This window comes from Flavobacterium sp. LPB0248 (genome assembly GCF_013388355.1).
Taxonomy (GTDB): Bacteria; Bacteroidota; Bacteroidia; order Flavobacteriales; family Flavobacteriaceae; genus Flavobacterium.
On the sequence record NZ_CP058246.1, the window covers coordinates 851,467 to 863,784 of the forward strand.

9 protein-coding genes and 1 pseudogene are annotated in these 12,318 nt (G+C 34.3%); 1 reads left to right on the forward strand and 9 read right to left on the reverse strand.

Annotation, left to right across the window (positions count from 1 at the left end; all coding sequences use genetic code 11):
* Positions 1-18: 18 nt before the first annotated feature.
* Positions 19-666: a hypothetical protein gene (locus tag LPB248_RS03455; RefSeq protein ID WP_255463003.1), complete on the reverse strand. Its 648-nt coding sequence runs from the start codon at positions 664-666 to the stop codon at positions 19-21.
* 17 nt (positions 667-683) lie between these two features.
* On the opposite strand from LPB248_RS03455, the pseudogene LPB248_RS03460 reads away from it, so the two are divergent.
* A pseudogene (locus LPB248_RS03460) lies at positions 684-1,349 on the forward strand (AAA family ATPase); the annotation flags it as partial.
* Positions 1,350-1,400: 51 nt separating this feature from the next.
* On the opposite strand, the gene LPB248_RS03465 reads toward LPB248_RS03460, so the two are convergent.
* The 8 genes from LPB248_RS03465 to ychF all read right to left on the reverse strand — a co-directional run bounded on the left by LPB248_RS03465 (position 1,401) and on the right by ychF (position 12,214).
* The gene (locus LPB248_RS03465) at positions 1,401-4,121 is read right to left on the reverse strand and encodes a DNA gyrase/topoisomerase IV subunit A (protein ID WP_177210194.1); all 2,721 of its coding nucleotides are present in this window, start codon (positions 4,119-4,121) and stop codon (positions 1,401-1,403) included.
* Positions 4,122-4,170: 49 nt separating this feature from the next.
* Positions 4,171-6,039: a DNA topoisomerase IV subunit B gene (locus LPB248_RS03470; RefSeq protein WP_177210195.1), complete on the reverse strand. Its 1,869-nt coding sequence runs from the start codon at positions 6,037-6,039 to the stop codon at positions 4,171-4,173.
* A 162-nt stretch (positions 6,040-6,201) separates the two neighbouring features.
* Entirely contained in the window at positions 6,202-7,377 is a 1,176-nt protein-coding gene (gene pncB, locus LPB248_RS03475) for a nicotinate phosphoribosyltransferase (RefSeq protein WP_177210196.1), read from the reverse strand.
* 76 nt (positions 7,378-7,453) lie between these two features.
* The gene (locus LPB248_RS03480; protein ID WP_177210197.1) at positions 7,454-8,434 is read right to left on the reverse strand and encodes a transglutaminase domain-containing protein; all 981 of its coding nucleotides are present in this window, start codon (positions 8,432-8,434) and stop codon (positions 7,454-7,456) included.
* Positions 8,435-8,959 carry an NADPH-dependent FMN reductase gene (locus tag LPB248_RS03485; protein WP_177210198.1) on the reverse strand — a complete coding sequence of 175 codons (525 nt, stop codon included), beginning with the start codon at positions 8,957-8,959 and terminating at the stop codon, positions 8,435-8,437.
* Between the two features lie 116 nt (positions 8,960-9,075).
* Complete coding sequence (locus tag LPB248_RS03490) at positions 9,076-9,990, reverse strand: YihY/virulence factor BrkB family protein (protein WP_177210199.1); 915 nt, start codon at positions 9,988-9,990, stop codon at positions 9,076-9,078.
* 90 nt (positions 9,991-10,080) lie between these two features.
* On the reverse strand, positions 10,081-10,758 hold the full coding sequence (locus LPB248_RS03495) for a TIGR02117 family protein (RefSeq protein ID WP_177210200.1): 678 nt from the start codon (positions 10,756-10,758) through the stop codon (positions 10,081-10,083).
* A 361-nt stretch (positions 10,759-11,119) separates the two neighbouring features.
* The gene (gene ychF / locus LPB248_RS03500) at positions 11,120-12,214 is read right to left on the reverse strand and encodes a redox-regulated ATPase YchF (RefSeq protein WP_177210201.1); all 1,095 of its coding nucleotides are present in this window, start codon (positions 12,212-12,214) and stop codon (positions 11,120-11,122) included.
* Between the last annotated feature and the right edge of the window lie 104 nt (positions 12,215-12,318).

A 12,318-nucleotide genomic window follows, 5' to 3' on the forward strand; every position in this document is an offset into this window, starting at 1 on the left:
TTCGGCGTTTTTTATTTTTTATTCTTCTATGAAAAGACGATAAGGAAATACATTTGATGACCTGTTTTTTAAGTTTTTTATAAAACTTTCGGACAGATAATCCCATTCTGTAGCGGATAGATAGCTTCTTTCTGTTGCATCAATTTTTAGATAAATATCTACTGTTCTACTGAAACCTGCTTTTACTGAAATTTCTTTTCGTGTTCCTTTTTCTATTCTAATATCTGTTACACAGCTTTTAAAATGATTAAATCCAAATGCTTTTATATCTGCAAATGTTACAATTCTGCCACGAGTCAGTAACGCGTTTCGATAAGCTAAAATACGGTCTTTATTATTCTGCTTGTTCATACCGCCTACTGTATTGGTAACCAATACTGCCTCTTTACTTACAAACAGTAAATCTTCTTTAGATTCTAAAACAGTCCCTGCTTTGATATCATTTCCTTCTTCTGCACAAGTAGACCAATAATGTATTCCAAATGACTTTCCTATAGACTCATCGATCTTTGGCTTAATCATGAGATAAGGATCATTATTTTTAGAAAAACTGCTTTCTCTCGCCTGCTGTTCCACAGAAGCTAAAAGCTGATTAATTTCAACCAAAGAGCTGTTCATAAAGTCTTTACCCAAACCTGCAAAAGAAGAACTTTCGTCCTTTAACAAGTCTAATACATTTTGTAGTAATTCTTGGCGCTCCTCCAGGATATGTTGGTTATGAAGAAGGTGGATTATTGGTAAATAAGATTAGACAAAAACCATACTCTATTGTTTTATTTGACGAAATTGAAAAGGCACACCCTTCCGTTTTTGATGTATTTCTTCAAATCATGGACGAAGGAAAACTGCACGATCGTTTAGGTAAAGAAGGAGATTTCTCCAATGCCATAATTCTTTTTACGTCGAATATTGGCGCAGATCATATTGTCAATACATTTAACAATGGTGAAATTCCAGCATCTAGTTCGTTAATGGAAATCATGGCAAATTATTTCAGACCTGAATTTTTAGGGCGATTAACAGAAATTGTACCTTTTGCTCCAATCAATAAAGAAAATGCTCTAAAAATATTTGAGATCCACCTTAAAAAAGAATTCATTGATTTATTGAAAAATAGTAAAATCACAGTAGAAATTCCTTTAGAAACTAAACTGTATTTAGCTGAAAACGGCTATAATGCTAAATATGGTGCAAGACCTATCAAGAACATTATTCGAACGCATTTAAGAAGACCTCTAGCCAAAAAGATAATCTCTGGAGAAGTTAAAGACAACAACAGCATCTCGGTAATTATTGAAAACAACGAAGTGAAATGGATTATAGCAGAGGCTATTGCGGTTGAAAATTAATTTAACGCTATAAAAAAACGCTAAGAATTAAATCTTAGCGTTTTCTTTTTTTTATTCTAAAACCAAGCCTATTTGGCCGTCGTCATCTAATTCTGTCTCCACAGAATCATCTTCTGGAATTTCTGGTTTTTCAGGAACTTCTTCAACTGGCTCCTCATAAGGAAGCGGTTCTAATAGATTTACTTGTCTTAATTTATCAGTTGTCAATTGATTCCCAAGAGCTTTGAAACCTTTTACGGCTATAAAGTCTTCTACATCAATATGTAAATCGTCTTTTTGAACTCCTTTTACTTTAGCAAATATCAATTGCGCTACTGGACGATAATCCGTAGAAACGATCTCCAGTTGTGAATTTGGATGGTCAGTGATAAAACTCTCTTCTTTTCCTTCATTTTCTACAAGGAAACGTTTCAAGAAATAACGTTCTTTTTCACCATCATAATAAATTGCAGAAATCGGTTTTTTAGGTTTCCATTTTTCCAAGACAATCATATCTTCCTCAAAGTGAGTCGATAATTCCGGAATGATTACTTTCAATTTCCCTGACTGGCTAATTACTAAGATTTTATCTGTTGGTTTAAACTCTCCTAACAATTCTCCTCTTGCATCAACATTTAAACGTTTTACAGTATCGTCAAACCACACCTTTCTAGGCAATAAAGTTGAAATTCCTTTTTCTTTTAATTCGATTTTCTTGATTGGGTATTTGGTCACTAGGTTTCCTTTAGAACCACGTCCTTTAATTGCCAATTTCGCAAAATCAATATCGAATTTCAGTTTCTTGATTGTTCCAACTTGGCGCAATAAAATAGTTACAACCTCAGCTTCTCCATTTGGATTATGCGAGAAATAAACAACTTGCGAACCATTTGTTCCATTTGTCAAATCGTACGCTTTATCACGAGTTACACCAGTAACGTTGAAACGTTTTATATAAGATGGTCCAGATTTACCATCTCGATACATCATATTATAAATGGTACGTTTATCGTTTTTATCAAAAACGGCTGCGTGTATAATGTCTTTTCCGATAAAAGTTTTGGCATCGACTTTTGTGATCATCAATGTTCCGTCTCTTAAAAACACGATAACATCATCAATATCAGAACAATCACCTACATACTCGTCTTTCTTTAAACTTGTTCCAACAAAACCTTCTTCGCGGTTTACATAAAGTTTTGTGTTACGTAAAACTACTTTTGTGGCCTCAACGTTATCAAAAACACGAAGTTCTGTCTGACGTTCACGTCCTTTTCCGTATTTCTCTTTTAATTTGGTAAAGTAAGCAATTGCAAAATCTGTCAAATGTTCCAGATTATGCTCTACTTCTTTCATTTCGTCTTCCAACTTAGCAATTAAATCATCGGCTTTATCAGAGTCGAAACGCGTAATACGAATCATCGGGATTTGAGTCAAACGCTGTAAATCATCGTCGTTGATTTCTCTAACGAATGATTTTTTGAAAGGCTCAAAACGATCGTATAAATATTTGTAAAGCGACTCTCTGTCTCCATATAATTTGAAGTCAATATACATTTCTTCACGAATGAATATTTTCTCCAAAGTAGAAAAGTGCCACTTATTTTTTAATTCTTCTAATTGAATTTCTAATTCCTGACGAAGCAAATCGACTGTTCTGTCTGTTGAAATTTTCAACATTTCAGAAACTCCAATAAACAATGGCTTGTTATCTTCAATAACGCATCCTAAAGGCGCTACAGAAGTTTCACAAGCTGTAAAAGCAAATAAAGCATCAATTGTTTTGTCTGGTGAAACGCCTGGGAAAAGATGAATTAAAATCTCTACATCGGCAGCCGTATTGTCTTCAATTTTCTTGATTTTGATTTTACCTTTTTCATTGGCTTTCAAAATACTGTCAATTAAACTTGATGTATTGGTCGAAAACGGAATCTGTGTAATCACCAATGTATTTTTGTCTAATTGCGAAATTTTAGCACGCACACGCACACGTCCGCCACGCATTCCATCATGATAATTTGACACGTCAGCAATACCAGCAGTCATGAAGTCTGGATAAAGCGTAAACGATTTTCCTTTTAAAATCTTGATCGACGCATCAATCAATTCATTGAAGTTATGAGGCAATACTTTTGTAGAAAGTCCAACTGCAATACCTTCTGCACCTTGTGCTAAAAGCAATGGGAATTTTACAGGGAGATTGTTTGGTTCTGCACGACGACCATCATACGAAACACCCCAATCGGTAATTTTTGGAGAATATAAAACCTCCAAAGCAAATTTAGATAAACGTGCTTCAATATAACGCGAAGCAGCTGCTCCGTCACCCGTTAAAATATTCCCCCAGTTTCCTTGACAGTCAATCAATAAATCTTTCTGACCAATCTGTACCATTGCGTCACCAATACTCGCATCTCCATGTGGGTGATACTGCATGGTGTGACCAACAACATTGGCAACTTTATTATAACGACCATCATCCAGCTCTTTTAGAGAGTGCATAATACGACGCTGAACCGGTTTGAATCCGTCCTCGATAGCAGGAACTGCACGTTCTAGAATTACATACGAAGCGTAATCCAAAAACCAGTCTTTGTACATTCCGGTCACTTTCGTAATAACGTCCTCGCCTTCTTCTTCCTGATTTTCGTAAAAATGCTGTCCTTCGAAATGCTTCGCATCTACATCAATAATCTCATCGTCATCTCCATTTTGATTGTCATCAATATGGTTTTCATCTTGATTATTCTCGTCGTCGTTTGGAATTATGTTATCGTCTTCTTCGTCTTTCATATATTTTGTTCAGTATAAATACTAAAAAATTCTTCTATAATTCTTTCTTTTAAACCTCCTCTAGCTCATCAATCTCAACCTTCAGATTTTTGATAATAAAATCTTGTCTATCAGGTGTGTTTTTACCCATATAGAAAGACAATAACTGTTCAATTGAAGTATGCTTGTCCATCATAACCGGATCAAGGCGGATCGTATCTCCAATAAAGTTTTTAAACTCATCTGGAGAAATCTCTCCCAAACCTTTAAATCGGGTGATTTCTGGTTTTGGTTTTAGTTTTTCAATCGCATCTTTTCTTTCTTCTTCAGAATAACAATAAATGGTTTCTTTTTTATTACGAACCCTGAAAAGCGGTGTTTGTAAAATATACAAATGTCCTTCTTTGATTAATTCTGGGAAAAATTGTAAAAAGAACGTAATCAAAAGCAAACGAATGTGCATTCCGTCGACATCGGCATCGGTTGCGATTACAATGTTGTTGTAACGCAATTTTTCTAATCCGTCTTCGATATCCAGTGCTGCTTGCAATAAGTTGAATTCTTCGTTTTCATACACAATTTTCTTTGTCATTCCGTATGAATTCAAAGGCTTACCACGCAAACTGAAAACCGCTTGCGTATTTACGTCACGCGACTTTGTAATCGATCCAGAAGCCGAATCTCCCTCGGTAATAAAAAGCGTACTTTCTAAGTTTCTTGGGTTTTTGGTATCTGGAAGATGCGCGCGACAGTCTCTTAATTTTTTATTGTGAAGATTGGCTTTTTTAGCACGATCTGTCGCCAGTTTTCTAATTCCAGATAACTCTTTACGCTCGCGTTCTGCTTGAAGAATTTTACGTAATAAAGCTTCTGCTGTAGTTGGATTTTTATGCAGATAATTATCTAGTTTCGTTTTAATGAAATCGTTAACGAAAGTACGAACAGAAACCGCTGGCGTTCCATCATCAGAACCCATATCTGTAGAACCTAATTTTGTTTTGGTCTGAGACTCAAAAACCGGCTCCATTACTTTAATACTAATCGCACTCACAATCGATTTACGAACGTCTGATGCTTCGAAATTCTTATTGTAAAATTCACGAATCGTTTTTACAACCGCCTCACGATAAGCGGCTAAGTGCGTTCCTCCTTGTGTTGTATTCTGACCGTTCACAAAAGAGTGATATTCTTCGCTGTACTGCGTTTTACTGTGTGTAAGCGCAACCTCGATATCATGTTCTTTTAAGTGGATAATTGGGTATTCTAAATCTTCTTCGCTGATTGTTTCTTCTAATAAATCACGAAGTCCATTTTCTGAATAGTATTTTTCTCCATTGAAAATAATTGTCAAACCATTGTTTAGATAACAATAGTTTTTCACCATTTTGATAACGTATTCTAAACGGAATTTATAGTTTTTGAAAATCGTTTCGTCTGGCGTAAAAGTTACTTTTGTTCCTTTACGTTTTGTAGTATCGATTACATCTTCTTCTGAAACTAGATTTCCTGCCGAGAACTCTGCCGCTTTTTGTTTATCATCACGAACCGATTCTACACGGAAATAAGTAGAAAGCGCATTTACTGCTTTTGTTCCGACACCATTCAAACCAACTGATTTCTGGAAAGCTTTAGAATCATACTTTCCTCCTGTGTTCATTTTCGAAACTACATCGACCACTTTTCCTAATGGAATTCCACGTCCGTAATCACGAACCGAAACCGTTTTGTCTTTAATCGATACCTCAATAGTTTTTCCAGAGCCCATTACGAACTCATCGATACAGTTATCTAAAACCTCTTTTAATAGAATATAAATACCATCATCTGGAGAAGAACCGTCTCCAAGTTTTCCGATATACATTCCCGGACGCATACGGATATGTTCTTTCCAATCAAGTGAACGAATATTATCTTCGGTATATTGATTTTGCTCTAGCATATATGAATTTAGGATTTTTTGCTAATGTACCATTTCTTAGCAAAAAATGAAAGCGTATTCTCTTTTTGTTATGAATAATAACAGTTTGAAATCTATTTAAATTTATTTTAAAATAAAATAGACTGTAAAATTATAAAAAACTGCTTTTTTGTCAAAAAAATACTATTTGATTCCAAGCACTTCTTTTGCTAAGGCAATCATTTCGGGCGTTCCTGTGTTTTTATTCTTCTCGTCAGAAAGTTTCACCACACCTTGCCAATGTATATTATCAGGTTTTGTGTCTGTTAATTTTATGACCATATTCATCGCTGGAAGTCCAACATCGTTCGTGAAATTTGTTCCGATTCCGAATGACATTTTTATTTTGCCCTGACAGAAATCGACAATCTTTTTTACTTTATCATAATTGAGTGAATCTGAAAAAACAATAACTTTTGATTTTGGATCGATTCCCATTTTGTTATAATGAGCAATTACTTTTTGGGCAAACTCAATTGGATCGCCACTGTCATGTCGAACGCCATCAAAAAGCTTAGAATATTTTTTATCGAATTGGTTGAAAAATATTTCTGTAGTATAAGTATCCGTTAAAGCGATTCCGAGATCACCGCCATAAACTTTTGTCCAGTTTTCGAGGCTTATAAAATTCGCGACTTGAAAACCATATTGTGCCGCATGAAACATAAACCATTCGTGAGCATGCGTCCCTAAAGGTCTTCTATTGTTAACCATTGCAAAATGCACATTACTTGTTCCAATAAAACTGTTTCCGCCGTAAGTTCTTAAAGTTTCATTGACTAAATCATGAACATCGTAAGAATGACGTCTTCTTGTTCCAAATTCTAAAATCGAAACTCCTAATTTATTGTAATTATCGATTTTCTCTTTTGTTAGCTCTTTTATGGCTTCATCATTTAAACGAATTAAATGATTTGATTTATAAAAAAGCTCCGAAATAAGCGCCATTAAAGGAACTTCCCATAAAATAGTCCTATACCAATAACCTTCTACTGTTACTGAAATTTCTGAACCTTCCTGACTAATCTCAACCTCAGACGGATCAAAACTATAACCTTGCAGAAAATCTAAATAAGTAGGATCAAGATAAGGACAATAATGGGCTAAATAACTTTTTTCTTCTTTTGTTAAACGAAGCTCAGATAATGCATCAACAGATTTTCGAAGTAAATCTGCAAATCCTTCTGGAAAGATATGTTTACCTCGATTTATAAATCCGTAACGAACTTTTGCTTTTGGAAAAAGTTTAATTACAGCATGCTGCATTGTAAATTTATAGAAATCATTATCTAAGATTGATTTCAGAAAAGTCGCTTCCATAGTGTTCAAATTCGGATCGTTCTGGCTAAGATACGCCAATTTCAGAAAAGATGAAAATTGCTGGTTTCTTAATCGATTATTTTGAAGTTATTTTGAAAGAAACAACACTATTACCATCCACAAAAACAGTAATATAATCTCCAATATTATTATCAATGCCGATTTGGAATTCTAATCCTCTTCGTTTTTCTTTCGGGTTTTGAACTTTTACTGGCTGATTTCTTTTATTTAAATAAAAAACCTGATTGGATTTTGAGAGATTTTTGATTTCAACAGTAATCTTATCACCATTTCTAGCTTCAATTATTCCAGAATCGGGCGATTTAATTTTATAATCTTTTTCGACTGTTGTATTGTAAATTAACGGGCCATTTAGAAAATCGTCTTTACTTAATCTATTACCTAAAAAAGTTCCAGAATCTGGAAAATGTTTGGCAAAGAAATAATCGGGATCAGTATCAAAATATGCAGGATTAAAATCGTTGACCATTCTGCCTTTACTGCTGTCATAATAGCCTTGTCCCCAAGTAACATCAATTAAGCGCCATTTTTTATCGATCAGAACCATATTCCATGCATGATTGGATGAAGTGGTTTTTCTACCTATATCTCGCACTGAAATCTTAGAATCGCCACGAATAATTTCACATTTAATTCCCATTAAAGAGGCTAAATGCTGATATAAAGCTGTAAAACCTTCACAAACTGCTTTTTTAGATTTAAAAGCCTTCTGAATTAGATTATCATTCAGTTGTTTTATTTTTCGCTGTTTTTCGACTTCAGAAGAATAGCTGAAACCTTGTGTTCTCGGCGGATTCAAATATGCATTGTAATCGTATCTTATATTGAAGGCAATCCAGCTATAAATAGCGCGCGCACGATCATAATCCGAATCAAAATCTTTTTCGATTTTGTCAGCTAATTTCTCTGTGCTATCAAAGCTTTTTGGGTATTTTGCAACTATTTTATCAACTTCGCTGATCTTCTGAGAAAAAGCAAAATTGATAAAAATACTATTTAATAAAAGGAAAATAAGGGCAATCTTTTTTTGTGGCATTTAAAAATTTGATTTAATAATATCTTTCAATTCCTGATCCAATTCTGGATTAGAGATTTTATTTTCTTGCAAATCAAAATTCGAGCCAAATGCTGGCAATGAGAAACTTCCTTTAATTTCTGCCCCGTAACGAGGGAAAAGATTCTGCGCAATTCCTAAAACAGATGCGCCTCCTCTACCTCCTGGAGAAGTTGCCAATAATAACATTGGTTTATGCTGAAAAACGTCTTTTTCGATTCTTGAACTCCAGTCAAAAACATTCTTGAAAGCAACCGAATAATTCCCGTTATTTTCCGCCATTGAAACCACCAGAATATCAGCTCCTTTAAGTTTATTCAGAAATGCTTGCGCCACTTCATGCTGACCTATTTCTTTTTCAAGATCTACACTAAAAACTGGCATTGCAAAATCGTTAAGATCTAAAACTTCAACTTCGGCATTTTCAAACAAACTTGATGCATAAGTAGCTAAACGTTTATTGATTGAGTGCTTACTGTTACTTCCTCCAAAGGCTATTATTTTCATATTTGTGGTATTTGTTTTATCAACCATATAAGTAATATAAGTTCATTTAAAAAGCTTTGACTTTAACTTAAAGAAGACAAACTTAAATTTTCTTATATTACTTATATGATTTACTATTAATTTTCTATTTCAAAAATCTCTTTTTGTATTTCTACAGAATAATCATTTGGCGAAATACTTCCGCCGAAAGCTTTGGCATAAACTTTTGTAAACTCTGCTCCAAAATATAAAATAATAGCCGAATAATATACCCAAACCAAAATTATAATTACAGAACCCGCTGCGCCATAAACACTTGCAACAGTTGAATTTCCTAAGTACAGTCCAATTGCAAATTTACCTATCATAAATAGAATAGCAGTGCAAGAAGCTCCTATAAAAGCATCCTTCCATTTGATAATACCGTCTGGTAAAGTTCGGAATATAATAGCAAAAAGCAATGTGATACTAGCAAAAACAATCACAAGATTGACAACATAAAAAAGGTATATTGTTGTGTCTGGAAAATAAAGTTTTAAACGGGCATTTAAAACGTCGAGTGTAGCATTGAGCATTAAACTGACTAGCATTAAAAATCCAACAGAAACGATCATCGAAAATGACATTAATCTGTTTTGAATAAATTTTTTCAAGCCTTTATTTGGTTTTGCTCGAAGTCCCCAAATGTAGTTGATTGAACTCTGAATTTCCGCAAAAACTCCTGATGCTCCAATTAAAAGCATCACAACTCCAAATACGGTTACAAAGACATTACTGTCTGATAATTGAACATTTTTGATTGCCTCCTGAATCTGTACAGCAGCATTATTCCCGACCAATCGATTTATCTGACCATATAATTGACCTGTGACTGCCTCTTCCCCAAAAAAGAAGCCACAAATGGTAATTATAATAATCAACAAAGGAGGCAAAGCAAAAATGGTATAATAAGATAACGCCGCGCTTAACTTTATCGCATTGTCATCGTTGAATTCTAAAAATGTTGTTTTTAATAAATACCAAGTTTTCGAAAAGATATTATGATTTTTCATTTGCTTATTTTTGATATTCACTCAAATTTAAGCATTAATGAAAATTCCGTACTTCTTGGATTTTTGTTGAGTTTTACATTTTTCCCATGTTTACTTATAATGACAAAAAATCCCTTTATCATAAACCGTCCATAAACTTGCTTTTTGATTTGCCGCTTTTAAAGCATTATTCGCCCAAGTATTGCAAGTATAAAAAAGGCTATAACTTCCTTTCGCTTCATAAAAAGCATCTTTTTTTCCGTAGCTGTGACCTTGAATCCATTCTGGATGAACTGGATTGCTAAAACTATTGGAGATATAATTAACTAAGTTTTTATAATTTTCTTTTGAAACTAAAATACGTCTGCAATCATCACCTTCTCTTAATTGCTTAAAAAATGTAGCATGTACGGCCGACGAACTAATTCCAAACGCGGCTTTAAAAGCTGTGCTTGCTTTTAAATCTGACCATTCTGGAGTTTCAAGATAAAAACCTTTATCACCCCAACCAAAAGCAATATAATTCATTAGCGAATCTTTTGATTGAGTTTGGCTGAATTGAATTTCGTTTCGCCAGTCTTTGATTTCATTTTTTATCGGAACAACAATATCAGTATGGACTCCGTTTGAAAGAATGTAGATAGGAACGGCATCTTGCTCTTCGACTTTTGCAACATCTGAATTGACTGTAATTTTTGAAATAATTAAAACAGAAGAAATGTACAGAGCAAGAAAACTGAAAATTCCGAAAAGCGTCCAGCCTAGAATTTTGAATGTTTTTTTTAGCATTTTGATTGGTTGATTTTAGATTAGTAATTGGTTATTTTTTCTGTAACCAATTTTTGAGCCAAAAATTTTTCAGTTGCTAAAATGGGACACGGATTTTACAGATTCGCTTTCGCGAAAGCGCAGATTTAAACGGATTTATTACTCATTTTTTTGTCTTTTTTTGTCATCCTGAGGAACGAAGGATCACACTAGAATTTCCGTAATCTAAGTCCCCAATCTTTGTAGCGTTTCGTTTGCGATCCTTCGTTCCTCAGGATGACAAACTTTGTGACTGCATATTTTAAAGCATAAAAAAACTGCTGAATTCCTCCAGCAGTCTTAGTCTATTCTCTATGTTCTTTCTTCTTTTCTCCAAAAAAGACTAAACGTTAAAACGGAAATGCATTACATCACCATCTTTCACGATATATTCTTTTCCTTCAACTCTGAATTTTCCAGCTTCTTTTGCTTTTGCTTCAGAACCATAATGAACGTAATCGTCATATGAAATTACTTCTGCACGGATAAATCCTTTTTCAAAATCGGTGTGGATAACTCCTGCTGCTTGTGGTGCAGTTGCTCCAATATTGATTGTCCATGCACGAACTTCTTTTACACCAGCTGTGAAGTAAGTTTGCTGTTTTAACAATTTGTAAGCTGCACGAATTAAAACTGATGCTCCTGGCTCTTCTAGTCCCATATCTTCTAAGAACACCTGACGCTCTTCGTAGCTTTCTAATTCTGTGATATCTGCCTCTGCTCCCACTGAAAGTACAATAACTTCAGCCTCCTCATCTTTTACTAATTCACGAACTTGATCAACATATTTGTTTCCGTTTACAGCAGAACTTTCGTCAACGTTACAAACATATAAAACTGGTTTTGCTGTAATTAATTGGAAAGCTTCCATCAAAACTTCTTCATCGTTGTTTTGAGGAACGATTGTTCTTGCAGATTTTGCTTGTAAAAGAGCTTCTCTAATTCTGTTCAATAAAGCTTCTTCTGCCTGAGCTTCTTTATTTCCAGTTTTTGCAGCACGTTTTACTTTTTCTAAACGTTTTTCAACAGTTTCCAGATCTTTTAACTGCAACTCGATATCGATAGTTTCTTTGTCACGAATTGGATTTACGTTTCCGTCAACGTGTACAATATTATCATTGTCAAAACAACGTAAAACGTGAATAATAGCATTACACTCTCTAATGTTTCCTAAAAACTGGTTTCCAAGACCTTCACCTTTACTTGCTCCTTTTACCAAACCTGCAATATCTACGATATCTACTGTTGCCATTTGAACGCGCTCTGGTTTTACCAATTCTTCCAATTTATTGATTCTTGGATCTGGAACGTTTACAACACCAATATTAGGTTCGATAGTGCAAAACGGAAAGTTTGCACTCTGCGCTTTTGCATTAGATAAACAATTAAATAATGTTGATTTTCCAACATTTGGTAATCCTACAATTCCTGCTTTCATCTGTTTGTTTCTATTTATTTTAATCGGCCTTTAAATACTCAGACCCGTTATATGCTTTTTTGGGTTATTGCCAAAATGAATCGTTTCGGCAATAAAATTTTGCA